Annotated in this window: 19 protein-coding genes; 10 read left to right on the top strand and 9 right to left on the bottom strand. The window is 64.1% G+C overall.

Translation table 11 applies throughout. The features are described 5' to 3' along the window. Positions 1 to 77 precede the first annotated feature (77 nt). The 4 genes from U1708_RS06645 to U1708_RS06630 all read right to left on the bottom strand — a co-directional run bounded on the left by U1708_RS06645 (position 78) and on the right by U1708_RS06630 (position 6,910). Positions 78 to 1,094 carry an aldo/keto reductase gene (locus U1708_RS06645; protein ID WP_332743977.1) on the bottom strand — a complete coding sequence of 339 codons (1,017 nt, stop codon included), beginning with the start codon at positions 1,092 to 1,094 and terminating at the stop codon, positions 78 to 80. 342 nt (positions 1,095 to 1,436) lie between these two features. After that, on the bottom strand, positions 1,437 to 2,189 hold the full coding sequence (locus U1708_RS06640) for an SIMPL domain-containing protein (protein ID WP_332743974.1): 753 nt from the start codon (positions 2,187 to 2,189) through the stop codon (positions 1,437 to 1,439). A gap of 173 nt (positions 2,190 to 2,362) precedes the next feature. Then, positions 2,363 to 3,925 (bottom strand): alpha-N-arabinofuranosidase, encoded by a 1,563-nt coding sequence (locus tag U1708_RS06635; RefSeq protein ID WP_332743972.1) that lies wholly within the window; start codon positions 3,923 to 3,925, stop codon positions 2,363 to 2,365. Between the two features lie 33 nt (positions 3,926 to 3,958). Further along, positions 3,959 to 6,910, bottom strand: coding sequence for a glycosyl hydrolase 115 family protein (locus U1708_RS06630; RefSeq protein WP_332743970.1), 2,952 nt, complete (start codon positions 6,908 to 6,910; stop codon positions 3,959 to 3,961). Positions 6,911 to 7,440: 530 nt separating this feature from the next. On the opposite strand from U1708_RS06630, the gene U1708_RS06625 reads away from it, so the two are divergent. The 6 genes from U1708_RS06625 (at position 7,441) to U1708_RS06600 (ending at position 13,139) form a co-directional block, all read left to right on the top strand. After that, positions 7,441 to 9,366 (top strand): sensor domain-containing phosphodiesterase, encoded by a 1,926-nt coding sequence (locus U1708_RS06625; RefSeq protein ID WP_332743968.1) that lies wholly within the window; start codon positions 7,441 to 7,443, stop codon positions 9,364 to 9,366. Between the two features lie 126 nt (positions 9,367 to 9,492). After that, positions 9,493 to 9,927: a response regulator gene (locus tag U1708_RS06620; RefSeq protein WP_332743966.1), complete on the top strand. Its 435-nt coding sequence runs from the start codon at positions 9,493 to 9,495 to the stop codon at positions 9,925 to 9,927. After that, a complete protein-coding gene (locus U1708_RS06615) occupies positions 9,924 to 10,352 on the top strand; it encodes a response regulator (RefSeq protein WP_332743964.1) in 429 nt (142 codons plus the stop codon). The genes U1708_RS06620 and U1708_RS06615 overlap by 4 nt, the downstream gene beginning before the upstream one ends. A gap of 134 nt (positions 10,353 to 10,486) precedes the next feature. Beyond that, positions 10,487 to 11,125 (top strand): LuxR C-terminal-related transcriptional regulator, encoded by a 639-nt coding sequence (locus U1708_RS06610; RefSeq protein WP_307086530.1) that lies wholly within the window; start codon positions 10,487 to 10,489, stop codon positions 11,123 to 11,125. Between the two features lie 291 nt (positions 11,126 to 11,416). Then, on the top strand, positions 11,417 to 12,184 hold the full coding sequence (locus tag U1708_RS06605; protein WP_332743960.1) for a bacteriorhodopsin-like: 768 nt from the start codon (positions 11,417 to 11,419) through the stop codon (positions 12,182 to 12,184). 37 nt (positions 12,185 to 12,221) lie between these two features. Continuing rightward, positions 12,222 to 13,139 carry a Brp/Blh family beta-carotene 15,15'-dioxygenase gene (locus U1708_RS06600; protein WP_332743959.1) on the top strand — a complete coding sequence of 306 codons (918 nt, stop codon included), beginning with the start codon at positions 12,222 to 12,224 and terminating at the stop codon, positions 13,137 to 13,139. Between the two features lie 21 nt (positions 13,140 to 13,160). Here the strand turns inward: U1708_RS06600 and U1708_RS06595 are convergent, their stop codons facing one another. Both U1708_RS06595 and U1708_RS06590 read right to left on the bottom strand, forming a co-directional pair. Then, the gene (locus U1708_RS06595; protein ID WP_332743957.1) at positions 13,161 to 14,096 is read right to left on the bottom strand and encodes an NAD(P)/FAD-dependent oxidoreductase; all 936 of its coding nucleotides are present in this window, start codon (positions 14,094 to 14,096) and stop codon (positions 13,161 to 13,163) included. Positions 14,097 to 14,156: 60 nt separating this feature from the next. Beyond that, positions 14,157 to 14,582 carry a fasciclin domain-containing protein gene (locus U1708_RS06590; RefSeq protein WP_332743955.1) on the bottom strand — a complete coding sequence of 142 codons (426 nt, stop codon included), beginning with the start codon at positions 14,580 to 14,582 and terminating at the stop codon, positions 14,157 to 14,159. 467 nt (positions 14,583 to 15,049) lie between these two features. On the opposite strand from U1708_RS06590, the gene U1708_RS06585 reads away from it, so the two are divergent. Both U1708_RS06585 and U1708_RS06580 read left to right on the top strand, forming a co-directional pair. Then, complete coding sequence (locus U1708_RS06585; protein WP_332743953.1) at positions 15,050 to 17,110, top strand: phosphocholine-specific phospholipase C; 2,061 nt, start codon at positions 15,050 to 15,052, stop codon at positions 17,108 to 17,110. Between the two features lie 64 nt (positions 17,111 to 17,174). Then, positions 17,175 to 18,533 (top strand): POT-type proton-dependent oligopeptide transporter, encoded by a 1,359-nt coding sequence (locus U1708_RS06580; RefSeq protein ID WP_332744545.1) that lies wholly within the window; start codon positions 17,175 to 17,177, stop codon positions 18,531 to 18,533. On the opposite strand, the gene U1708_RS06575 is transcribed toward U1708_RS06580, so the two are convergent. The 3 genes from U1708_RS06575 to U1708_RS06565 all read right to left on the bottom strand — a co-directional run bounded on the left by U1708_RS06575 (position 18,491) and on the right by U1708_RS06565 (position 23,313). After that, positions 18,491 to 19,258 (bottom strand): DeoR/GlpR family DNA-binding transcription regulator, encoded by a 768-nt coding sequence (locus tag U1708_RS06575; RefSeq protein ID WP_332743951.1) that lies wholly within the window; start codon positions 19,256 to 19,258, stop codon positions 18,491 to 18,493. The genes U1708_RS06580 and U1708_RS06575 overlap by 43 nt on opposite strands. A 63-nt stretch (positions 19,259 to 19,321) precedes the next feature. Then, positions 19,322 to 22,255, bottom strand: coding sequence for a TonB-dependent receptor (locus tag U1708_RS06570; RefSeq protein ID WP_332744543.1), 2,934 nt, complete (start codon positions 22,253 to 22,255; stop codon positions 19,322 to 19,324). A gap of 509 nt (positions 22,256 to 22,764) precedes the next feature. Continuing rightward, entirely contained in the window at positions 22,765 to 23,313 is a 549-nt protein-coding gene (locus U1708_RS06565) for a TetR/AcrR family transcriptional regulator (protein WP_332743949.1), read from the bottom strand. A gap of 86 nt (positions 23,314 to 23,399) precedes the next feature. Here U1708_RS06565 and U1708_RS06560 point away from each other — a divergent pair, with 86 nt between their 5' ends. Both U1708_RS06560 and U1708_RS06555 read left to right on the top strand, forming a co-directional pair. After that, a complete protein-coding gene (locus U1708_RS06560) occupies positions 23,400 to 24,074 on the top strand; it encodes a DUF1349 domain-containing protein (RefSeq protein WP_332743947.1) in 675 nt (224 codons plus the stop codon). 5 nt (positions 24,075 to 24,079) lie between these two features. Further along, positions 24,080 to 24,625: a sugar O-acetyltransferase gene (locus U1708_RS06555; RefSeq protein WP_332743945.1), complete on the top strand. Its 546-nt coding sequence runs from the start codon at positions 24,080 to 24,082 to the stop codon at positions 24,623 to 24,625. The last annotated feature ends 165 nt before the right edge of the window (positions 24,626 to 24,790 follow it).

Raw genomic sequence — 24,790 nt, 5'->3', positions numbered from 1 at the left:
GGATGGCCGCAGTCGGGCGACCGGAATCCCGGAACATCGAGTCCGGGTTCCGGTCGCTACGCGCACCGTAACTGTATCTAATCCACGTCACCGGGAAGCGGTGCTGCGGAGTCGACGAGCCCGGCGTGACGGAGGTCGTGCCAGAACTCGCCGGGTATGATCTCCGTCAGCGCGGCCCGATCCTCGGCTATCCGGCTTGGCCGGCTGGCGCCGGGAATGACGGCCGCGACCGCCGGGTTCGCCAAGGAGAATTGCAGACCGGCGGCCTTCATGCTGACACCGTGACGATCCGCGATCGCCTTGATCCGGGCGACCTTGTCGAGGATCGCGGGCGAGGCCGGGGCGTATTCGAAATTGGGTCCACCGACGAGTACGCCAGAACTATAAGGACCGCCGACGACCACGCCGAGACCGCGTTCGGCGACCAGCGGCATGACGCGTTGCAGCGCGCGGGAATGGTCGAGCAGGGTGTAGCGTCCCGCGAGCAGGAAGGCATCCGGTCGCGGCTCTTGAAGGTCGAGCAACGTCTCGATCGGCTCACACAGGTTTACGCCGAGACCCCAGGCCTTGATGACGCCTTCGTCGCGGAGGCGGTCGAGCGCGCGGAACGCGCCGGTACGCGCTTCCTCGAACCGGCCGATCCATTCGTCGCCCCAGAAATCGCGGGCAAGATCGTGGACGAAGGCGATTTCGATATGGTCGGTGCGCAGGCGTTCGAGACTGCCCTCGATCGAGCGCAACGTCGCATCGTAGGAATAGTCGTTGACCACGGTGTTGGCGCGACCGTGCGCGAAGACGCCGGCCTTCTCGCCCTGTTGACGGGCGCTGACGTCCTCGAGTTCATCCAAGATGACGCGGCCGACCTTGGTGCTAATGACATAGGCATCGCGCGGCTTGTCGGCGAGCGCCTCACCCATTCTCAGTTCGGCGAGCCCGGCGCCGTAGAACGGAGCGTTGTCGTAATAGCGGATGCCGTCGTCCCACGCCGCTTGAACCGTTGCGAGAGCCTCGTCCTGCGGAATGTCGCGGAACATGTTGCCGAGCGGGGCGGTACCGAAGCCGAGCTTGTCGGCAAGAACGTCCTTGAGAGCCATGATCGGTGTCCTTTGCGGGGGAAAGAAGGGGCGGGGGCTCGGCGCGTATCATGCGCGTCCAGGTCCGAGTCCGGTCGTGCCGATGTATGCGCGATGCGGGCATGCGCAACCACGGGATTTCGCCATCGGGGCGATCGTCTTCCTGGTATCGAGCGCCGCCTTGGCCGCGCGCGGGGTGGCGGGCAGGTCGTCGAACAACCCCGAGTGACCGTTAATCTTCGGGTTCGGAACGTTGCTGGCCAACCCCGTTGCAGGCGTGCCGCTCGGTGTCCCTGCGCGCACCGTCGCCCAGGGAAAGCGAGTTTCGGATATGGCCCGGTCCGGTAGGAACCGGCCCGTTGCTCAGGATGCTATGGCGTAGCTGACGAAGACCTGGGCCCTGGTCTCGATCGGTGTCGGTTTCAGGTCGATCGTGACTGGCGATACCCTTGGCGCCGGCGGCGCCGCGGGAGCATTCGCGCCACGCAACGCTCCCGTCACCGTTATGTCGTAGCTCGCCTGATCACGCACGGCGATGATCGGACCCAAGCGAAGACCTGCGCCGCTTGCCAACGCAGCGGCACGCTTTGCGGCATCGGCGATCGCTGCCATGTTCGCTCTGGCTCGCGCAGCTTCGGGATCGGACAACGCGAACCCCTGCACGCGGGCGTCACTGGCGCCTAGCCGCGAGGCCAATCCAGCGGCGGTCGCGGCCTTCTCGACCGCGCGCGTACGCACACTCGTCTGCATCGTCGCGATGAAGCCCGACACGGCACAATCGCCGGTGCTGAGGCGTGGTCGACTGCCATATCCCTGCCCGTCGGCGCACGCGCCGCTCCGCGCTTCGATGATCGTGACGTTGCTGGCGGTAAGCTCGCTGTTCGACCCCAACAGGCCGACCAGCGCCTCGTTGACCGCTTTCTGCTTCGCCGCGATCATCGTCGTGGCCGCGTCTGGAGTAGGTCCTTCGCCACGAATATATATGGTGAGCAACGCAATGTCCGGGGCCGTTTGAATGGTCCCGGTGCCCGTCACCTGGACGGTGCGCTCGGGCGGGACTTGGGCGAGGACAGCCTGGGGGATCAGTACGGCAACCGCTGTAACCAAATACCTCATGATTCTATCCTCCCATATTGTCCCGCTAGCATCCTCCGCGCGGCACGCGACGGCAAGGGGCTCGCCCACGTTCGTGCAAGGATAACCGAGTGGAGACGGGGCGGTCGTCTCGATCAGCGCTCCGTTAAGAGGGAGCGGCTATGCGGGTAGGGCGACCGTGATACGGGAAGATCTCAATCGATCCTTACCACCGCGATCGATTTCGCCGGCATGTCGAAAACGATGTGGTCCGCCTCTACGCGACCGGCGAATGGCACCGGCTTGACCGTGTCCGGCGCGTCGAAGCTGTTGTGGCTGTCGATCTGCGGGGCGGTCAGCAACCGGCCCCGAGCGGTCCCGGTCAGGTTCGTACGGACATGCGCCGCCTTGTTCGGGCTGACATTGACCAGCGAGAGATAGAGCTTCCCGTCCTTGCCCCGTGCCGCCGATGCGTCGATCGTCGCCATGCTGACCTTGCCCTTGGTGTAGGTCGGGCTCGCGACCAGCGCGGGGAACGGGGTCGCATCCATGAACGGCTGGTACATGTCGAACACGTGATAGGTCGGCGTCAGCAGCATCTTCTGCTTGTCGGTCAGGATCATCGCCTGCAGCACGTTCACCATCTGCGCGATGTTGGCCATCCGCACGCGGGCGGTGTGGCGGTGGAAGATGTCAAGCGTGAGCGCGGCCACCATCGCATCGCGCAAAGAGTTCTGCTGGTAATGCGCGCCCTCGGGAGCTTCGGGCGGCTGGGTGTACCAGCTTCCCCATTCGTCGACGAAGAGCGCGATCTTCCGCTCGGGATCGGTGCGGTCCATGATCGCCTCGGTCCGCGACACGAGCGGCTCCATCCGCAAGGCGAGCGCGATTTCGTTCGCCCAGCCGTCCTCGTCGAAGCCGACCGCGGGGCCCTTCGCGCCGTCGGGCATCGCGTAATAATGGAAGCTGAGCGCCTGCGTCGCGCCCATGTGCGCCATCATCGCGGTGGTGAACGCCTCGAAGTCGCCGCCGCCCTGGACGCTGGCGCCGCTCGCCACCTTGACCATCGGATAGCCGCTCGGCGCGCGCGCGAAAATCGCATAGCGCGCGTTGACGTCGGCCGCGTAATCGGGACGCATCTCGCCACCGCAGCCCCAGGTCTCGTTGCCGATGCCGAAGAACGGCACGCGCCACGCCTTGTCGCGGCCGTTGGACTTGCGCTGTTGCACCAGCGTCGATTCCGGCTGGTCGGAGGTCATGTATTCGATCCACTGCGCCATATCGCGCGGCGTCATCGATCCGACATTCCCCGAGACATAGGCGTCCGCGCCGATCAGTTCGGCGAAGTCGAGAAACTCGTGCGTGCCGAACTGGTTGGTGTCGATCGTGTTCGGCCAGTTCATCGTCACGCGGGTCGGCCGCTTCGCGCGCGGCCCGATCCCGTCGCGCCAGTCGTAGATTTCGCTGAAGCAGCCGCCCGGCCAGCGGATCACGGGGACGTGGATATGGCGCAATGCCTCGACCACGTCGCGACGATAGCCGCGGATGTTCGGGATATTGCTCTTCTCACCGACCCAGATGCCTTCGTAGATGCCGCGTCCGAGATGCTCGGCGAACTGGCCATAAATGTGCTTGGCGATGACCGGGCCGGGTGCGTCGAGGTTCACGACTACGTCCGCCGAGACGGCCGCAGCGTTATCCTGTGCTGCCGCGCGCCCGTTGGGTGCAGGCAGCGCGGCGGCGATCAGGATACCGATAAGAGCCAGGCATGTACGCATCGCGATCTCGTCAAATACAGGAGGACTGGGGCATCATGACCGAACGATCGCCCAGGGCGATACCAGTCGGCCGAGTTTCGCAGGGCGCGTGTCGAGTATCGGTGGTCCGAAATACGACGCCTTGGGATCGTCGTTCGCAATCGCGATGGCCTGCACCACCATCGTCGGATCGATCATCGCGACGGTCAGGACGTGGCGGCCAGGGCGATCCGCGTCGATCGTGAACCGCATCGTCCGCGCGTTGTCGGCGGTGTTGACCGCGTGCTTGGCGCCGAGAAAGTCCTGCGACGGACCGTCTTCGGGTGTGAAGACCGTACCGATCTCGGGCTGCTGGTCGTCGAGCCAGACCGCGACGCTCAGTTTCCGCCCGGGGATGACTTCGAGCGTCGGGCCGGTGACCAGATCGACGCGGTACTTGCCCGCTGCCGCCAGGAAGATCGGGTACTCCAGACGCGGTGCGCGCGTCGGGTCCGCGAAGGAGGGCGCATCGACCGGGAAGATCGACATCGCCGTCTCGACCCGACCGAAATCGGGGATCGTGTCCCAGCGCACGTTGCCGACGGGGACCGACCGCGTAAATTCGGCAACCGGCACCGCGAAGGCGCCGGCGAGCCCACCGAACGCACCGCGCGCGTCCTTCTCCTGCTGCGGCGTCGCGCGAACCGCATCCAGCCGGACGGTGATCGTCGTGTCGCCCTTGACCGCGATCGTCGCCTTTGCCTTGCCTACCGGTGCCTTTGCCCAGTCGACATCGATCCAGAACCGCTTGTCACGCGGCGATGCGCTGAACGCCTTGCCTTCGCGGATCGTCACCCAGGGCTGATCCGCGGTCACCGTCACCGGGGCTTCGGCCAGCCCGCGCGGGAACACGTCGAGATAGGTGGGCAGTCGGGTGATGCTGTCGAGCGTCGGCAACGTGGGGGGCAGGTAATAGCCCGGCCATCCGCGGCTGTCCCCGTCGACGCTGATGCCGAAGCTGGTCACGCCGTCGAGATCGAGGTCGGCGACCGCGGGCATGATGTCGGATTCTGGCGGATACCAATCGAAATAGCCGATGTGCGTCTGGTCCATCATGTGGTTCCATTTGCCGCCGGCCATGACGTGATTGTAGGTGTCGCGGAGTTCGTGGTCGTACTTGAAACGCCGCCGCACCTCGTCCGCCTCGGCCTTGGTGCTGGCGCGTGCCTGCTCGGCGAACCGCGCGTTGCGCGCGGCGGCGGCGTACATCAGCATCAGGTTGGCGCAGGCGCGGACCGGATATAGCACGAGCTGGTAGAACGCATCGCGCTGGTCGGGACGCAGCGCCGCGTTCACCGCATCGGCGCGGCGCACGAGATCGCTCCAGGCCTCGCACATGCGCTCCGCCTCGCGGTAATGTTCCAGGCTGAACGTTGTGGGCCTGAGCTGCTCGGGTTTGCGCATACCGTTGTATTTTGCGTAGCGCGCCGCGAGGAACGCGATCTCGGTCGCATGCTCGGGCCCGAACTGGCGTTCCGCCCAGGCGCGCGTCCAGTCGGCGATCTTGTCCTTGGCGACGTCGGCGGGGTTCCACGCCATCGCCAGGAAGAATTCGATCGGCAGTTCGAGCGGCTTCAGGTCGCCGACATTGGCGATCCACATCTCGTTCGCGCCGTACTGGTTGGCCAGGTTCATCTGCTCCCAGATTTTCGGCAGCGGGTTCGAATTAATCCACTGATACGCAAACGGCCCGCCGTGCATATCCATGTGGAAATACACGCCGAAGCCACCCTTGCGGCTGCGCTCGGTCGGGGTCGGCAGGCGGCGCAGATTGCCGACATTGTCGTCCGCGAGCATCAGCGTCACGTCGTCGGGGATCTTCAGCCCGGCATCGTAATATTTATAGACCTCGGTGAACAACACCCACACCTGCGGCACCTGTTCGGCGGGTTTGCCCATGCCGGACGCGATGATCGCGCGCTGGTCGGTGATAATGCCTTCGAGCAATTTGACGTCGGACTGGATACCGCCGGTGCTCTCCAGCGCGACATCGCCGTCGCCGCGCATCCCGATCGTGACGACGACTTCGTTGTCGCGATTGCGGACGATCCCCTCACGGAAGAATTTGGCGACCGCCGGCCCGTTGGTCGCGTAATTCCACGCGCCGTTGCCATAGTCCTTGCGGTTGTCGGTCCATTCCTTGTGCGCGCGCATCATCGGCTCGTGATGCGACGTGCCCATCACGATGCCATACTCTTCGGCGAGCGGCGCGTTGGCCGGGTCGTCGATCGCGAACGCGTTGTTCCACATCGCCGGCCACAGGTAATTGGCGCGCAGCCGCAGCAGCAGTTCGAATAGGTTGCCGTAGAATTTCGCGTTCATCCCGCCGAACTTCTCGGTGGTCCAGCCTGACAGGCACGGGGCTTCGTCGTTGAGGAAGATGCCGCGATACTTCACCGCGGGCGATCCCTGCACGTAACGGCCGTTCGCGACGCGAAGGTGTGCCTGGCGGACGACGGGCACGTCCGCCCACCAATACCAGGGCGACACGCCGATCATCCGCGACAGGTCGTACGCGCCATAGATCGCGCCGCGCTTGTCGCTGCCGACGATCACCAGCGCCTCGGTCACGCCCGGCAACGGGTTGGCGATCGTCTCGACGACGAACGACTCCCATTTGCCGCGAATGCCGGCGACGTCGAGTTTACCGCTGGCGATCATCCGGTCGATCAGCGGGCTATGGCCGATCGATCCGACCAGGATGATCCGCGCCGGCAGACGCGTGCGGTCGCCGACGACCTGCGCCGCGGTGCCAGTCACACGGCCGATATCAGCGGCCAGATCGCTCGCGGCCCGACGCACGCCGGGCAGGTCGTTTGCATCGACGAACACGGGCACCACGCCGCCGCCGGCTAGCGTGATGTCGAACCCGCGCTTGCACCGGTCGAACCGCACTGCGGCGGCCAACGGCGATGCCATGAGCCCTGCCGCCACCGCGCCGCCCATCATCTTACGGCGCGTGATCATCGTTCCGTCTCCGCATTCTTTGGGGGCCGCAGCATCGTGTCGGTGAAGTTCGCGATGTTAGCCGGTGACGGCGCCGCTAGCGGCCGCATCGATCGTGCCTGGGGTATGAGGCGCCAAAATCATCCAATTCCCGATCAAGCCTGTCTGACGCTGGCGTTTGATAGCGTTACCTTACGCTCGCTGATCCGGGTGTCAAGTTTTCGGTCTGGCCAATCGTAGGGATCGGTCGGCCAGTCCGTTCCAACTGGACGGACAGAAACGTTTCCTGACTTATCAGTTACTGATCTGCTGCCGGTTCCGAGCCGTCAAGGCTGGTCAGTGTACCCGGGCAACTTCGTGCAGCTATTTTCTCATGATGATGCCGGCAGCGGCCGGTCGATGGAGCTTATTTCACAGTCGATGGTAACCTGTGTAATATTGGTTAGAACAGATCTATTATAGGATTTAGCTTGGAATAAAATCAAAATGGATGTTTCCATAATTGAGCTTTGGATCAGGACTTTAAAGGAATTTAAACCAAGGATTCGATAATGTTCGGTCCCATGGCTCTTTCTGAAATTCACAGGGTTGAAAGCGGCAGCGATACTGTCAGTATTTTGCTGCATCTTCAGAACGTCATCTTGCGAATGATTGCCAGAGGTGCGGGGCTCGAGCCGACGTGCAGCAGGCTTTGTCGGGAAGTCGAGAAAATCCTTCCAGGGGTAACGTGTTCGGTTCTGACGGTCGATTTGGCAGGCCTGCTCCATCCGCTAGCCGGGCCTAGCCTCCCAGAAGCATATTCCCAGGCGCTGGACGGCGTTTCGGTCGGTCCCTTGGCAGGCTCGTGCGGGACTGCGGCCTATCTGAAAACGGATGTCGCCGTGACGGATATCGAAAGCGACGTCCGCTGGCAGGCTTTCAAGCATCTCGCACTTCCGCATGGGCTGCGTGCCTGCTGGTCCAGTCCGATATGCGATGCGGAGGGTCATGCGATCGCGACATTTGCGTTCTACTATCGCGAGGTCCGGGGGCCGACGGCCTTCGAATACGAAGTCGTGGCCAACTGCGTTCATCTTACGCAAATAGCGATAGACCGGCACGAGCGTGTTCTCGAACATCAGCGTCGAGCATTTACCGACTCGTTGACCGGGTGCCCCAATCGCGCCGCCTATCATGCGGCGCTTTCCAAGCTCGAAAATGCTCCGGTCGGCAGCTGGGCGCTGTTCGTCCTGGATCTGGATAACCTGAAAGTGGTCAACGATACGTTTGGCCATCACGCGGGCGACACGCTTCTTCAGGTGGCCGGCGAAAGGATTTCCAAAGCGGTAAGTCCAGGTCGGACGTTCCGTGTGGGGGGTGACGAGTTCGCGGTCATCCTGCAGGCGGCCGAGGACCTGCGGGATCTGGAGGCGACCGCGGAGAACATCCTGCGCGCACTTTCGCTGTCTACGGACTGCGGCGGGCACATCATAGTCCCGCGCGCTACTATCGGAGGCGCGCCTTTCTCGCAGGACGATGCCGGTGTGGAGAGCGTTCGCCAGAATGCCGACTTCGCGCTCTACCATGCCAAGGAAACGGGCCGGGGCGGGTTCGTGCGATACTGGGCAGGGCTCCGTTCGAGCATGACGCGCCGGATGGGTGCAATCAGGGAACTGAGCGCTGCCTTGCGGGAGGACCGGGTCGAGCCGTTCTATCAGCCGATCTTCCGACTGGACACGAGGGAGATCGTTGGGCTGGAAGCGCTTTGCCGCATGCGTATCGGCGACAAGATGGTTTCCGCCGCCGCCTTCCACGAAGCGACCGCCGACGCACAGGTCGCGACGTCGCTGACTGAGCGGATGATGACCCTTGTCGCCGCCGACCTGCGCCGGTGGCTGGATCTGGGCATTCCGTTCCAGCATGTCGGTATCAACGTCTCTTCTGCGGACCTGAGCGGCGGCGCCGTCGGACAGGTCCTGAACGCAGCGCTCGAACGCGAAGGGGTCCCTATCGATCATGTCATTCTCGAGGTGACCGAGACGGTGTACATGGGCCGTGGAGACCAGGCGATCCAGGAAGCGATCAAGGCGCTACGTGCCGACGGCATACGTATCGCGCTGGACGATTTCGGGACGGGTTTCGCATCGTTGACGCATCTGCTCACGGTTCCGGTCGACATCATCAAGATCGACAAATTGTTCGTCGACCATCTCGAACCCGATGGGGTGAGCGTGACGATCGTCGAGGGCCTTATCCGTACCGCGAAGAAGATGGGCATCCGGATCGTGGCCGAGGGGATCGAGACCGAAGAACAGGTCGACCAGCTTCGTGAGATCGGTTGCGAGCTGGGGCAGGGGTATATCTTTTCGCCGGCGGTCGATCGCGATGCCGCGACGGCCCTTCTGCTGGAACACGGCCAGGGTCTCTCGCAAGCCTCGGCCATGCCTGCGAAGAAGAGAATAGAGCGGATTGCGCAGCCGGGCGACTTCGCAGCTTAGTCGGACCGTCTTCGATCGGCGTTCGGGATGGGTTGGAAACTATGTTGCCGACCAATCTATGATGGGGCGGGCAGCAAGCGCATCGTACATAGCCGCCCGCGTAGGGCAGCTCGACCCTAGGCGAAAATGCTGGCCAGCATTTCAAGATGGGGAACGAGAGTGGAGCCGGCGTTAGGAGAGCCCGAACCCGCAACGCGGCAGGTTCACATTCTGGTCGTCGAGGACGAGCTGTTCATTCGGATGTTCGTCTCCGATGCCCTCAGGGATCAGGGCTATACCGTCATCGAAGCGATCAACGCCGATGAAGCGGTCGATATCCTGATGGCCGGCAAGTCGATCGACGTCGTCTTCAGCGACGTGCGGATGCCTGGCTCGATCGATGGGTTGGGTTTGCTCGGGGTTATGAAAAGCCTGTTTCCGCACGTTCCGGTCATATTGGCCTCGGGTCACTTGGGTTCCCAAGAGGCGCTGGCCAAAGGAGCGAGCCACATCTTGTCGAAGCCCTATCAGATCGACGCAGTTCTCGAGTGTATCGCGAAAGAACTGGCCAGCACGGTATGACGGAGTCGATCAGTCCGACGACCGCTACCGGCGCCGTCGTTATCGTCGACGGCGATATCCTGTCGCGTCACGCGATCGCCGACTACCTCCGGCACTGCGGTTACGATGTCGTGGAGGCGGCCAGCACGGATGAAGCCGTGATTGCCGTCAAAGATCCGTCGTTTGCCGTCGATATCGTGCTCTGCGACATTCAAGCCGTCGGTACCAAGTCAGGGTTCGAGCTATCCACCTGGATACGCGGGAATCACTCTGAAGTTGACGTCAAATTGGCGGGCAATCTCACTGGTATCGTCGATACGGCGACGGATCTTTGTGAAGAAAGCCCGCATTTCGCCAGACCCTATGAGCCACAGGCCGTAGTCGATTATATCAAGCAGCTTCGCGCTACCCGTGACCGAACCGCGCGTTCGTTTTCTCGACCATGATACGCGTTCGTGACGTGCCTATCCGACGACGTTTGTTTCTCGATCGGCCATATCTTAACGATGATATGCTGAAACATGGTATCGACCGGTAGAGGGCGCATGCGACTGATCGAGCGTCGGGGGGGCGACGTGGGATGACTATAGGCACCATTTCGATCGACAGCATCGACGCAAGCTCGAACGAACGCTTTGTCAGGCTCGTCACCGACAGCCCGATACCCTCGGTGATCAGCGACCCACGCCTGCCCGACAATCCGATTATCGCCTGCAACCAGCCGTTCTGCGATCTGACGGGCTATTCGACGGACGAGGTCGTGGGGCGCAATTGCCGATTCCTTTCTGGACCGGCGACCGAACCCTGGTTGTCGGAAGAGATCCGACGCGGCGTGCGGGAGCACAAGCCGGTGCTGGTCGAGATCCTGAACTACAAGCGCAACGGCCTGCCGTTCCGAAACGCCGTATTGGTTGCGCCGCTGTATGACGAGGAGGACCGTCTCCTGTATTTCCTCGGCTCGCAGGTCGAGATCGACACCAATGCGGCGACACCGACCAGCATGCGCCGGATCAGGGCCGCGGAGATGGTCAAGGCGCTGTCACCACGGCAGGGTCAGGTGCTCAAATTCGTTGCACAGGGCCTGCTCAACAAACAGATCGCCGCCGAACTCGGCCTCGCCGAGAAGACGGTCAAGATGCACCGGGCCATCCTGATGGACCGACTGGGCCTGAACACTACCGCCGATCTGATCCGGCTCGCGGTCGAGGCGGGCCTCTGAATCGCTAGCCGGTCGTCGCGGTAATTCCGCGGCGGATATGGCCCAAGGTCCGTATCGCCCGCTGCCCGGCCCCGGCGTATCCGGTGCTTGGTCGTCACAGCGGCTGGGTCGCGGGCCGTATTAGCCATCGGTTCCGCGACTTGGGTGGGACTCCCTCCGTTGCCCTTCAAGTCGCTGTGGCGCCATCTCCGGGTGGACGACAACCGATCTCTCCATCGGCCTTCGCTCTCCCGCAACAAGGCCCGTTCGCCACCGTAGCGGGCGCGGCACAGCAAGGTGATGGAGACCTTCATGGACAGCATAACCCCGTTCCAGTTCTCGCTGGTATATAACGCGTTTTCATTCACGTTCGCGACGATGGCCGCGACCACCGCCTTCCTGTGGCTGTGCCGATCGCAGGTCGCGCCGGCATACCGTACCGCCGTCACCATCTCGGGGCTGGTTACCGCGATCGCGGCGTATCACTATCTGCGGATCTTCGAGAGCTGGAACGAGTCCTATTCGCTCAAGGACGGGATCATCGCGGGCACCGGCTTCGCGTTCAACGACGCCTATCGCTATGTCGACTGGCTGCTGACCGTGCCGCTGCTGCTGATCGAGCTGGTGCTGGTGATGCGGTTGTCGCCCGAGGAGACGTCGTCCAAGACCGTCCGTCTCGGCTCCGCCGCGGCGCTGATGATCGTCCTGGGGTATCCCGGCGAAATCGCGACCGACATCCCGACCCGCGTCCTGTGGGGCACGCTGTCGTCGATCCCGTTCGTCTATATCGTCTGGGAGCTGTTCCGCGGTCTCGGCGAGTCGATCGAGCAACAGCCTGCCGTCGCGCGCGCCCTGGTGCGAAAGGCACGCCTGCTGACCTTCGCGTCATGGGGTTTCTACCCGATCGTCTACATGGCGCCCTATGCCGGGATCAGCGGCGCGACCGCCACGACCGTCATCCAACTCGGCTACACGATCGCGGATATCGTCGCAAAGGCCGGGCTCGGCGTGCTGATCTACATGATCTCCGTTCGCAAGTCGCAGGTCGAGGCGGGTGGTGTCGCTCTTCACACCCATTGACCCGAATGCGTCCGTCCGTGTCGCGGCACAGATTGCCGTGACCAGCCTCGACCGCCGCGCCTCATCGGGGCGCGGCGGCGTCGTGTTTCCCGGCTTCTGGCTCGCCGCCGTCTATCTGACCGCCGCGCTGGTTGCAGGCGTGCCGCTCGGAGGACCCGTAGCGACGCTGATCGCGACGGTGGTTTTCATCGGCGGTGGGATGCCACACGGCGCCTACGACATATCGTTGCTGGCGCGCGCAACGCGTCTCGGCCGTCGTGGCCTGGCTTTGGCAGTGGGCGGCTATGTCGGTATCGCGGTCGCGATGGCCGTGATGTGGATCATCAGTCCGCTGGTCGCACTGGTCCTCTTCATCACGGCCGCCTCGGTGCATTTCGGCGAGGACTGGGCGATGCTCGACGAGCCGTTGCTCAAGGTCGCGGCCGGAACAGCGATCATCGCCGCACCCGCGATCGGCCACCCCGCCGACGTCGCACGACTGTTCGTCGCGATGGTCGGCAACGCCAGCGGCGAGATCGTGGCAAAGGTTCTGATCGCAGTCGCACCGGTTGCGCTGCTGGTGACGATCGTCGGCATCGTCGATGCGTGGCGCGGCGGCGCGCGGGAGTGGGCCGCGGCGACCGGGGCCGCCATTCTCGGCCTGATGATCGCGCCGCCGGTGGTCGGGTTCGCCCTGTTTTTCGTGTTCCTCCATTCGCCGCGCCATCTGGTGGATGCACGGATCACGCTGGGCAAGGTTTCGCATCGTTGGTGGCTTGCGACCGGCGCGATCTTGTCGCTGACGGCGATCGGGGGGTGGGCGATCTTCGCCACGAGCCTGGCGCAGCGACTTCCCGCCGACCTTACCGCGCAGGCGTTCCAGCTGCTCGCAACCGTCGCGGTGCCGCATCTGGTGTTTTCGAAGTGGATCGAGCGGCGACTGATGCTTGGCGCTGGTCAATTCGACATGGCCTGATGCACAGGCGGTCGCGCGGCCTCAGGTGCGTTCGAGCATTTGCTCGGCGAGATGGCGGCCGGACACCCAAGCGCTCTCGATCCGCGGTGCCAGCAGCCAGTCTCCCGTCGCGCCGATCCGCTCACCGGCATTCCACAGCGACCCGAGATCGGCGCCCGACGCTCGCGCGTAGCGCCAACGATGCCCGGTACGGATGATCAGCTTTGGGAATTCGGTCGGGCTGTGGGTCGCCAAGGCCGCCAGCAACCGATCGACGACGGTCTCGATGGAGTCCTCCAGATGGTCGCGCGACCAGTCCGGCGTGGCCTGGACGACCCAGCTTTCCGGATCACGGCGTCCGGGCTTCGCGCTGTTCCGCGCGGCCCAGCCGATAATGCCGGCATCTTTCAGGACATCGGACTGGATTGCCAGCCGCGTGTCGAACGCGAACATCGCCGTCCAGCATGGCGCCGATCGACAGGCGAGAGCCTCGCTCGCCATGGCCGGTTCATGCGGAGCGAGCAACGGCGCGGCCTGTTCCGCCGGGGTCGCGATGACGACTGCGTCGAAGAGGGTGCCGGTCGCATCCGGCTCAATCGTCCAACCTGCTGCCGTCCTGCGGATTCCATCGACACGGCAGTTCCAACGGACCTCCGCCTGGGCGGCCAGATGCTTGACTATGGCATTCATTCCAGGCGTGCCAACCCATGCATCGGGGCCGGCGGCGGGCCAGCGCGCAACGACACCGGCAGCCTCCCAAGCGTGCATAGCGGCGACGAAGTCGGGATCGCGCATCGTCAGATATTGCGCGCCGTGATCGAAGAACACTTCGTCCCCGGCCATGTCGATGCGTCGCGTCGCCATGCGACCGCCTGCGCCCCGTCCCTTGTCGAACAGCGTCACCGCAAAGCCGCCATGCTGGAGATGCACGGCGCACGACAGCCCGGCGATACCCGCACCCACGATCGCAACCTTCACGCGCGCCTCCGTTTCAGTGATACCGGGGCGGGAAGCCCCGGTACCGGTTATACGAACGGATCAATCGGTTGGCAGCAATACCGTGTCGATCGCGTGAATCACGCCATTGGTGCATGTGATGTCGGCGGTCACGACGCGGGCGCCGTTGACCGTGACGCCGTCCGTGCCGTCGACATGCACCGTCGCGCCGCCCACGGTGGCGGGATCGAGCACCTTGCCCGCTACATCGTCCGCACGGACTGCGCCGGGCAGGACGTGCAGGAGCAGGATCGCGGTGAGCTTATCCTTATTCTCCGGCTTGACGAGGTCGTCGACGGTCCCCGCCGGCAGCGCCGCAAACGCCGTGTCGGTGGGGGCGAATACGGTAAACGGACCCTCGCCCTTCAGCGTATCGGCGAGACCTGCCGCGCCAACGGCTGCTACCAGTGTTATGAACGACCCTGCGGCAATCGCGGTGTCGACGATGTCGTGCTTCGTATCGGTCATTGTTTGTCCTGGAATAGGAGGGCGATGCCGGTGTCCGGCCCGCGTCCTTCCCACCAAGCCAATCCAGGTGCGATATGACCTTTCGGTCGTATGGAAGTCGTTGGAATGCGCTGTCGGGATTTCGAGGACGCTGTTCGAGGCGGACAGAACGCTCGGTGAGTCGGGGTGTTCTAGGATCGACGTCGTTCGGATCGAGTCTCGGTTGGACACAGTGAGGAGCGTGATCAATAACCGACTTGTCATCGATCACGTGTGCACGGACACGCCACGAGTGCCCTCTTTATCGGTTTGTTCGAAAAAGGCCTAACGCTATACGCTGTGCGGCATTGACGAGATATTGACCGTAGTTGCCAATAAGCGGTCAAGCCTCCGGATCCGGTCATATTTTATACGCATTGGCCACGTACGGGCGATCGATCGCAATTGCCGGTGTGTTTCATCGGCATCACGCTTGAGAGGCGCTTCATATGGCAATCGGTCGCCGGACCTTCCTACTCGGCGCGTCTGGTGCCGCAGCCGCACGGGGAAGCGCCGCGGCAGTCCTGCGCCGTCCGGGCGCGCAGGGGTCTATCGCGGACGTCGAGCATGTCGTGATCCTGATGCAGGAGAACCGCTCGTTCGATCATTATTTCGGGACGCTGCGCGGCGTGCGCGGGTTCGCGGATCCTCGCCCGGTCATGCTGCCCGGCGGCCGGACGGTATGGGCGCAGCGCGGCGCCGATCGCGACGGCGGACGTACGATCTGGCCGTTCCGACTGGATTACAACAGCAGCAACGCGCGTTGCTTCACGGGCCTCGATCACAGCTGGAAGGACAGCCAAGCCCGCTGGCGCAACTGGGACGTCTGGGCGGACCAGAAGGGCCCGCTGACCATGGCGCACCTGACCCGCGCCGACCTTCCTTATTATCACGCACTCGCCGACCAGTTCACCATCTGCGATGGCTATCATTGCTCACTGCAGGGTCCGACCGGGCCCAACCGGCTCTATCATTTCTCCGGCACCAACGGGCTCAGCGTGGGGCAGGAGGGGACCTATTGCGTCACCAACGGTGGTACCGATCCAAACCCCGGTGCCGACATGGCCAAGGACGACGCCACCGAAGGATTGCCGTGGCGCACCTATGCCGGACGGCTCGAAGACGCGGGAATATCCTGGCGCGTGTATCAGGAGGCGGCCAATTATTCGGACAACCCACTCGGGTATTTCAGCGAGTTCCGGAAATTGGACCGCTCATCGTCACGCTACCGACGCGGGCGCGCGAGTGTCGATTGGATCGACGGCGTCGCGCCGACGGATCCGGAGAAGACGCAGGCGAAGCACCTGATCGCCGCGTTCGCCGCCGATGCCGCCGCGGATCGGCTGCCCGCGGTGTCTTGGATCGTGCCGATGATGCAGATGAGCGAGCATCCCGATGCGCCGGTGCCGTTCGGCGAAGTGCTTATCAGCAGCGTGGTCGCAGCACTCGCGGCCAATCCGGAGGTCTGGGCGAAGACCGTGCTGATCGTCAATTACGACGAGAATGACGGCTTCTTCGATCACGTCCCCGCGCCGGTCCCGGCGATCGCGCCGCGCTACGGTGCGAGCAATGTCGATGTTCGCAGCGAAACCTATCAAGGCGAACCGGTTGGGCTCGGCCCGCGCGTCCCGATGACGGTCATCTCGCCCTGGACGCGCGGCGGCTGGGTAAACTCGCAGATGTTCGATCACACCTCGGTCCTTCGCTTCCTCGAGAAGCGCTTCGGCGTCATGGAGCCCAACATCTCACCGTGGCGGCGCACGGTTTGCGGCGATCTCACCTCGATCTTCGATTTCGACGTACCGCTGAGCGTGCGGCGGGATGTGCGTTGGGCCGCCGCCCTGCCGTCGGTCGCCGACTATGTCGTGGAGACGGAGCGGCTGTGCGCCACGGCACCGCCGCCGTTAATTGCCAACGGGCAGGGCGTGCCGGTTCAGGAGGCAGGGACGCGGCCGGCGCGCGCGCTGCCGTACCGATTTGCCGTCGAGCCCTCATGGTCGGCGTCGGGCCTGACCTTGCGGTTCGTGAACGAGGGCCCGGTGGGCATGGTGTTCGGCGTGCAGGACGAGGTGGCGTTTCCCGGCTGGCGCTATTTCACGGTGGCCGCCAACTCGCGCCTGGAGGAAAGCTGGGTCGTCCCATCGGACCAGCCGCACGCCCTGGTCGTCCGCGGCCCCAACGGCTTCCAGCGCGACTATCGCGGCTCGGGCGGCAGCGCGCGGGTCGAAGCCGCCTGGCGCGACGACGGCACGAGCGGGGTGATCCAGCTGCGCAATCGCAGCGTCGCGCCCTTGGCGATCGCAATGCACTGCGCGCATTCGGGTTCGCACCGCGAGATAGTCATCGCGGCCGACAGCGCTGCGGAGATCGCTATCCCGTCCGTCGACCATCGCTGGTACGACCTGCTGCTGACTGGCCCGGGCGGCGTGCGCCTTCGCCTCGCCGGTCATGTCGAGACCGGGCGGCCAAGCATCAGCGAACCGGCGGCACGCTTTCCGCATCCCGTCTGATCGCGACTGTCACGGTCGTGTCGCCAAGCCGGCCTAGCTGCGCGATGTGGCCAGGGTGGACGAGATGCAGGGCGGCGCGACCGTCGAAGGCCGGATCTTCACGCGGCGCTTCCTCTCGCTCGCGGCGATGGAGTTTCTCGAACGCTTTGCGGTCTCGGGGATCAAGTCGCTCCTCGTCCTGATGCTGGCCGATCGGTTGCTGGTCGGCGACCTGTCGCGCATCGTCGGCGCCACAGTGTTGCGCCAGGCGAGCTCGGCGATGTTCGGTCCCGTCTCCACGACAGGACTCGCGTCGCAGCTCTACGGGTATGCGAACGCGCTGATCTACCTTGCGGTCCCGATCGGCGGACTGATTGGCGACATGATAGCCAGCCGGCGCGCGATGGTGGCGATCGGCGGGCTAGGTATGCTGGGCGGCCTGACGATGATGCTCAGCGAGCCGACGTTCCTCATCGGCCTCATTCCCTTCGCGGTCGGAGCCGGGCTGTTGAAGGGCAATCTTTCGGCGCAGGTCGGACTGCTGTTCCACGACGAGGCGCAGCGGCGACGCGGCTACACCGCCTATCTCGGCTTCCTCAACGCCGGCGCCATTTGCGGCCCGCTGACCTGCGGCGCACTAGCCGCATTCGCAGGCCCAGACTACGCGATCGGTGCAGCCGCAGCGGCGATCGCGCTGGGACTGGTGCTGTACGCGGTGACCGGTCGCGATACGGTCGAGGCCGATGCGCCGACCATGCCCGCCGGGACGCCACTGGGCGGCGCACAGGCAACCGCGCTGCTGGTGGTCGCGCTGGCCGCGGTCTATCTGGTTTATTCCGCCTATGATCAGCTCGGCAACATCTTCCTGATTTGGGCGCGCGAACGGACCGACCGGCAGATCCTCGGCTGGACCATGCCGGTCGCCTGGTTCATCGCGCTCGATGGCGTCTTCACGCTGGCGTTGATCGGAGGGTCGGGGCTGATCTCCCGCCTATCCGCGCGGCGCGGCATCCGGATCGGGTCGCTGATGCAGATTTTTCTTGGCGGGTTGCTGTGCGCAGCCGGGTACCTCGTTCTGGCGCTTGGCGACGCGGTCAGCGACGGCGCACCGCTCGGGTTGCCCTGGGCGCTGGTCTATCTCTTATTCGTCGACGGCGCGATCGTGCTGATATGGCCTTCCGCGCTCAGCCTCATCGTCGGCGCCGCACCCCGCCGGTTGGTCGGCTTATGGATGGGACTGTTCTACCTCCACGGCTTCGTCTCCAGCTTGTGGGCGGGATTCAGCGGCGTCTATTACGATCGCCTCGCCAGCCCGCATTTCTGGCTGCTGCATGCCGCGGTCGCGGGCTCCGGCGCGCTGCTGATCTTCGTCGCCGGGCCGCCGCTTACCCGGCGGATGCGTCAAGCTAACAGCACCTGCGCATGGGCGAACGCGTCGGCATAGTCGTCGGCGAGCGGCTGGTCGGTCACCAATATGTCGACATCGGACAATGCCGCGGTCTGGATCAGCGCGTACCGCCCGAACTTCGATGCATCCGCCGCAAGCAACACCCGCTCCGACGTGGCATAGGCGATCCGGCTCATTGCCGCCTCGCCCGGATGGAAGTCCATCAGCCCGCGTTCCAGGCTGATGCCCCCGACCGACAGGATCGCCAGATGCGGCGTGAATCCCCGGACATAATCTTGCGCGACGTGATCGGAGAAGGCGCGGTAGTCATAGTCCATCTGCCCGCCCGCCAGGAAGAGCCGGTTGTTGTTGATCGCGCCCAGATCGGCCGCCACGCGTAGCGAGTTGGTGATCACTGTCAGCGACCGCCGTGACGCCAGATGCCGCGCGATGAAGCAGCTCGTCGTCCCCGAGTCGATGAACAGGATCGCGCCGTCTTCCACCAGTTCGGCAGCGGCGCGGGCGATCCGCAGTTTTGCATCGGCATTCTCCTCCATGCGCTGGTGGAGCGGTCCTTCGTGCACGGGCGTCGTCATCCGCGCGCCGCCATGTTCGCGGATGATGACGCCGTGATCCTCGAGCGCGCGCAGCTCTCGCCGGATCGTCTCGTCCGAAACCGCGAGCTCGGCGGCCAGCGCCGTTACCGACAGCGTCCGGCCACCGCGCAACCGCGCCATGATCTCGTGCTGGCGTCGTGATCGTTTCTCTATGATGCCCTCCATCGTCCGGATCAGACATGCTCCATGCCCCGGTCGACACGCAAGCGCATGCCGACCGAGATGGCATCAGAAGCCGACGACCGCCGTCAGCCGGACCGAGCGCGGAGTCTGATACGCGACCGGCGAGCGATAGTCCGAGTTGGCCGAGCCGTCGCTCAACTCGCCGAAGTTGTTGTACGAGGTCGTCGCCGAACTATCGAACACGTTGAACACGTCCAGCCGTAACGAGGCCTGGAGGTGGGGGATCGGCAGGTGGACGACCGCACTGACGTCGAACTGCGCCAGCCAGTCGCCGTTGAACGCCGTCCCGCGCGGGACCAGATTGCCCTGACAATAATAGCCATAGCCATGATAGGTGTTGGCATAGGCATCGACCGCCAGCGGTACCGCGCCGATGCAGCTATATTTAGGCGCGGACTGTACCAGCATGTTGGCGCCCAGATCCAACGCTTCGAACACGCGGTAGCTGCCATAGGCCTTGAAGCTGTGGCGGCGGTCGTTGGGCAGATAGCCATAGGCGCCGTTGACGAAGCCGGGCGAGTCGAAGTCTGCGGTGCGGTTGATAGCGAGCTGGCCGTTCTCGGAACGAACGCCGCCCTCGTAATTGCCCTTGTCGAACGCCAACGTGTACGACGCCGACAGGCTCCACTTCTCATCGAAGCTCCGATCGAAGGTCAGCGTCAGGGCGTTGTAGTTGCGGCTAGGCTTGGGATAGCCGAGGTCGGATGCCTTCAGCGTCACGGTCGGCGTCGTTCCGTCGGGCAACTTGTTGATCTGGGTCGTCACGTCGCGCCCCGGATTGGCAATGACGAACTGGCTGCCGCCGGGATACGCCGTCTGGCACGCGGCGGCAGTGAACCCGGCACCCACGCAATAGGCGCGGGCGCCGCCGTCGATCGAGATGTCCTCGATCACGTCGGTCAGCGCGCGGTGGGTGAAATACGCGCCGATCCGGATGCGGTCGCTGAACTGATGTTCGGCGCCGATAATGAACTCGTTGTCCGACTGCGGCTTGATGTTGGCGGCGATCGCGCCGGCGGGGTTGAACGCCGAACCGTCGGCCGAGACCTCGCAGTTGCGGATGCCGGTGTCGGGGCAGGCGGTGGTGTTCACGACCGACAGGATCGGCGCGCCGGCGTTCGGCACGCTGCCCGCGCCGCTGACGCCGGTGAACAGGTTGTAGCGCGTGTACGTCACCAGGCTGCCCGCGACGTTCAGGTTGATGTCGCCCGCCATCGGCAGATAATACTTCGAATAGGATCCGAAGATCTTGGTGCGGCCGTCACCGACCGGATCGAACGCGGCACCCAGCCGCGGCGCCCATTGACTGCCCGATTTGAAGAACGACTTGCCGTTGACGCCCTGGTTGCTGAAGCGATCGTTGCGCACGCCAAGGTCGAGCCGCAGGCGGTTGTCGAACAGCGACCACTGGTCCTGAAGATAGAAGGCCTCGTTGCGGACGTGCGCCACCCCGCTCTGCGCATAGACGCGGGTCGTGTAATATTGCGTGCCTACCGGTGCGCCGATCCGCGCCGCCGAGTCTGCCGTCACGTTGAAAATCTTGTACGCGCCGCCGCCGATCGTCTCGAAGGTCTGCGACTGGGTGTTCTTCTCATGATCATAGCCACCGCGGACGTGGTGCGCGCCGAACAGCTGGAACTGCAGGTCGGCGTCGATGCGGTAGAATTCACGCTCGTTGTCGGTGCTGCTGAACGCGTCGGTCACCTTGTTGGCGCCGATCTGGATACCGGCGGGGTCAGTGCGATAATCGATGACCTGCGGATTGGTCACGTCGAGCGGTACGTTGCCCGAGCGAAGCTTGTTGACGCCATACGCGCCCGACAGCGTCAGCCACGGCGTGAAGGTGCCCGTGTAACGGCCGACATAGTTGATCCCGCCCGCACGCGCGTTGGTTCCGCCGGTCTGGTCGCCGCGCTCATGCGTGGTGCGATCCCAGTCATAGCTGCGGTTGCGCGTCTCGTTGGTGGTGTCGAAATAGGTGAAATCGAAATGATGGTCGCCGGTGATGTAGCCGTCGATCTTGCCGCCCCAGAACGGGCTGGTGTTGGCTACCCCGGTGGCGTTGTCCTGGTTGGCCTGCGGCGTCAGCGATTTGATCTCACGCAGATTGTAGAGGCCGTAGATGAACAAGTGATCCTTGATGATCGGCCCACTCGCCTGGAACACCGCCTCCTGGCGGCTCGCGGTGGCATGCCTGTAATCGACGGTGCGGGTCGACGGCGCGTTGCCGCGCAGGTCGTCCGGCTCCCAGATCCCGGTCATGCTGGCATGGTATTCGTTGGTGCCCGACTTGGTCGTCGCGACGACATAGCCGCCGGTCGCACGGCCGAACTCGGCGGGCGCGCCACCGGTCTTGACTTCCACCGTCTGGTAGAAGTCGAACGGCACTTCGGCGGGTTGTCCGCCCGATACGAAGTCGGTGACGTTCAGCCCGTTGATGTAGAACGCGTTCTCGGTGAACGCTGCGCCGCCGATCGAAACCTGGTTGGAAAAGCCGCCATTCGAAGGCGACGATCCCTGTACTGCGCCCGGTGTCAGCAGCATCACGTCGCGCAAGGTGCGTCCAATTGGTACCCGCGTCGTCAGCGAGCCGAGGTTGATCGTGCTGCCGACGGTCGTGTCTTGGAAATCGGCGACGCGCTGGCGCGTGCCGACGACGACGATGTCGCCGCTCTGGTCCACGGGCACGAGCTTGAAGCTGTTCGCGCCGCCGGTTTCGCGGGTCAGTGCGATACCGCGCTCGTCGTACGTGGTGAAGCCTGCGGCGGTGATCGCGATGTCGTAATTGCCGGGCGGTAGCTGGGGAATGGTGTAGTTGCCGGTGGCGTCCGTCGCGGTGGTACGGCTGACGCCGCGGTCCGACGAGGTAATCTTCACTTCCGCCCCGACAATAGCCGCGCCGTCCTGCCCGGTTACCCGACCCGACGCCGCGATGTTGGTATAGTCCTGCGCATGGACGGATGCCGTTCCCAAGACCACAACGCCCGCCGTGGAACCTAGCATCAGCAACGCGCGCAGAGCTGCGCGCGACGAAAGTCGCGTGGACCGAAACATCAGAACCCCTTTTGTATCTCGCAGTACGGGTCACCCGCTCTGCTAAAAGCGGCCTAGCCGGGAGTTGTGGACGTTCTGTGACAATCTCACATAAAACGGACAATTCTGGCCGCCCGCGAACTTAAGGGGCTGCTGGAAAGACTGCGCACTTTCCCGGTTGGCAACCTGCCCGCTGCGGTCGGTCGGCTGATTTTCAACCGTGAGCAAGCGTCCGGTTGTGGGGAGCTGCAACCTGACGGGGAATATCTGGAACTGGGTCGAGCCGGACTGCCCTAGCTTTGTCCGGCGGCATCATCGCAATTCGGGGCAGGCCGCATTCGACTCGCGGATGAATGGAGCATCGATTGCGATCATGCGGCAGGCAAATTTTCGGCATGGTCGTGAGCCTACTAGTCGTGCCGTGTGCGCTGGGGCAGCCCGGTGGATCGGACCGGCTAGCACGCGGCAATTCGCTCGACGATGACCTTGATCGCATCGCGGTCGAGGGGTGCGCGATCGATCGAATTGTGGATGCCGATACCCTCGATCAACGCGTCGAGCGCTCGCGCCGTCAGTGGGTCGAAGAAGCGGGCCAGGGCACCTCGGCTGCTGTCCATCCAATTTTGCATGACCGCGCCCACCGGTGGGTGTCGGGCCGCAAAGGCGTATAATTCGTAGCTCAACAATAGCGTGCGCGGTTCCGCCCAGACCTGGTTGGCGATGATGTCGATCACTGCCGCACACGCCGTCGCGCGGTCCGTCGCGAGCTCCAGACGCGCGCGAAAGGCAGCGGAGGATTCCGCGGCCAATTGGAGGAAGGCCGCCGTGAGCAGGTCCTCCAGCGTCGCGAAATAATAGGTGACCGAACCGAGCGGAACCTCAGCCGCCTCGGCGATGCGGCGATGGGTCGTTGCCGCGGTTCCATGATCCGCAATGACCGCGAGCGTCGCATCGATAATGCGCTGCCGCCGTGCCGGATCGTTGCGCCGGGACTGTTGGGTCATCGCCTCTTTACCTCGATCTCGGGATGTGTACATATGTACATAACATTGATGGTGATTGGAAGGCAGCGGATATGGCGGAGGATCGGGTGAGCCGGCGGACGTTGATCAGTGGTGCTGCAGCGCTTGCGATCGCGGGCAATGCCGGGGTCGCGGGCGCGCAGGGCTCGGGAACCGCGGCACTTGGACGCCGTGACGGTCGCTGGCTGAATGCGCCTAAGTCCTGGAAAGTCGCACCCGGCGGAGACCTGACGCTTGTTACCGAAAAGGGCAGCGATTTCTGGCGCGAGACGCATTACGGCTTCACCCGCGACAGCGGCCATTTCCTCGGCTTCACCGCGCCTGCTGCGTTTACCGCCCAACTGCGCATCCGCGGCCAGTATCAGAAACTCTACGATCAGGCCGGCATCATGGTGCGGGTCGACGAACGGCGCTGGGTCAAGGCGGGGATCGAATTGTCCGACGGGCGCGCCATGCTGAGCAGCGTGCTGACCGACGGCAAGTCCGATTGGGCGACCGGCCCCTACGAGCATGACGCGCAGGATTTCTGGATGCGCGCGACCGTCGCCAAGGGCGTCCTGCGGCTGCAGGTCTCGGCGGACGGCAAGGTTTGGCCGCTCGTCAGGCTCGCGCCTTTTCCGATCGCGTCTTCCTATCAGGTCGGACCGATGGCCTGCACGCCCGAGCGTGCCGGACTCGACGTGCATTTCTCCGACCTCAGTATCACCCCGCCGTTGGGCAAGGACCTCCACGACTTGAGTTGATCGCCATGACGCAGAAAGAACGGATGCTGGCGGGCGAACTCTATATCGCCGACGACCCGGAACTCGTCGCGGACGCCGCGCGCGCGGCTGCGTGGCTCGACCGCTACAACCGCGCTTCGACAGCTACCGTGGCGGAGCGCCATGCGCTGTTGGTGGAAGGGCTTGGTCACGCGGGGAGTGGCGCGACAATCCGACCGCCGTTCCACTGCGACTATGGCTATAACATTCACCTGGGTGAGGGTGTGTTTCTGAATTTCGGGTGCACGGTGCTCGATGTCGTGCCGGTGCGGATCGGTGCGGGCACGCAGATCGGTCCGGGCGTGCAGATCCTCACCGCCGATCATCCGCGCGATCCGGCTCAGCGTGCCCAGATGCTCGAGTTCGGGCGGTCGGTCACCATTGGTCGAAACGTCTGGATTGGCGGTGCGGCGCTGATCCTGCCCGGCATTACCGTCGGCGATAACGCGATCGTCGGGGCAGGCAGTGTCGTGACGCGCGATGTTCCGGATGGCATGACCGTGGCGGGCAATCCCGCTCGCCTCCGAAAATAGTGGCCGATTACTGACAGACGCCAGCCTTCGCACAGATACGAATGAGAGTGTTCGGAGCAGGGTAACGCAAAGGGGCCTACGAATGTCTGCAATAGGTCATCCTGTCTTGAGACTGCGGGAAATGCAGAAATGCCTGCGAACAGCCGGCATCGGACTTGTTAAGGG

It is taken from the genome of Sphingomonas arabinosi (assembly GCF_036663715.1).
Classification (GTDB): domain Bacteria; phylum Pseudomonadota; class Alphaproteobacteria; order Sphingomonadales; family Sphingomonadaceae; genus Sphingomonas.
This window is presented reverse-complemented; position numbering and strand designations above follow the sequence as displayed.

What these genes read in the sequence shown, in the direction of transcription:
- U1708_RS06585 (WP_332743953.1), top strand. Translation starts at nt 15,050, where the DNA reads ATGGCAATCGGTCGCCGGACCTTCCTACTCGGCGCGTCTGGTGCCGCA.
- U1708_RS06565 (WP_332743949.1), bottom strand. Translation starts at nt 23,313, where the DNA reads ATGACCCAACAGTCCCGGCGCAACGATCCGGCACGGCGGCAGCGCATT.
- U1708_RS06610 (WP_307086530.1), top strand. Translation starts at nt 10,487, where the DNA reads ATGACTATAGGCACCATTTCGATCGACAGCATCGACGCAAGCTCGAAC.
- U1708_RS06555 (WP_332743945.1), top strand. Translation starts at nt 24,080, where the DNA reads ATGACGCAGAAAGAACGGATGCTGGCGGGCGAACTCTATATCGCCGAC.
- U1708_RS06625 (WP_332743968.1), top strand. Translation starts at nt 7,441, where the DNA reads ATGTTCGGTCCCATGGCTCTTTCTGAAATTCACAGGGTTGAAAGCGGC.
- U1708_RS06630 (WP_332743970.1), bottom strand. Translation starts at nt 6,910, where the DNA reads ATGATCACGCGCCGTAAGATGATGGGCGGCGCGGTGGCGGCAGGGCTC.
- U1708_RS06615 (WP_332743964.1), top strand. Translation starts at nt 9,924, where the DNA reads ATGACGGAGTCGATCAGTCCGACGACCGCTACCGGCGCCGTCGTTATC.
- U1708_RS06605 (WP_332743960.1), top strand. Translation starts at nt 11,417, where the DNA reads ATGGACAGCATAACCCCGTTCCAGTTCTCGCTGGTATATAACGCGTTT.
- U1708_RS06645 (WP_332743977.1), bottom strand. Translation starts at nt 1,094, where the DNA reads ATGGCTCTCAAGGACGTTCTTGCCGACAAGCTCGGCTTCGGTACCGCC.
- U1708_RS06580 (WP_332744545.1), top strand. Translation starts at nt 17,175, where the DNA reads ATGCAGGGCGGCGCGACCGTCGAAGGCCGGATCTTCACGCGGCGCTTC.
- U1708_RS06635 (WP_332743972.1), bottom strand. Translation starts at nt 3,925, where the DNA reads ATGCGTACATGCCTGGCTCTTATCGGTATCCTGATCGCCGCCGCGCTG.
- U1708_RS06640 (WP_332743974.1), bottom strand. Translation starts at nt 2,189, where the DNA reads ATGAGGTATTTGGTTACAGCGGTTGCCGTACTGATCCCCCAGGCTGTC.
- U1708_RS06575 (WP_332743951.1), bottom strand. Translation starts at nt 19,258, where the DNA reads ATGGAGGGCATCATAGAGAAACGATCACGACGCCAGCACGAGATCATG.
- U1708_RS06620 (WP_332743966.1), top strand. Translation starts at nt 9,493, where the DNA reads ATGCTGGCCAGCATTTCAAGATGGGGAACGAGAGTGGAGCCGGCGTTA.
- U1708_RS06590 (WP_332743955.1), bottom strand. Translation starts at nt 14,582, where the DNA reads ATGACCGATACGAAGCACGACATCGTCGACACCGCGATTGCCGCAGGG.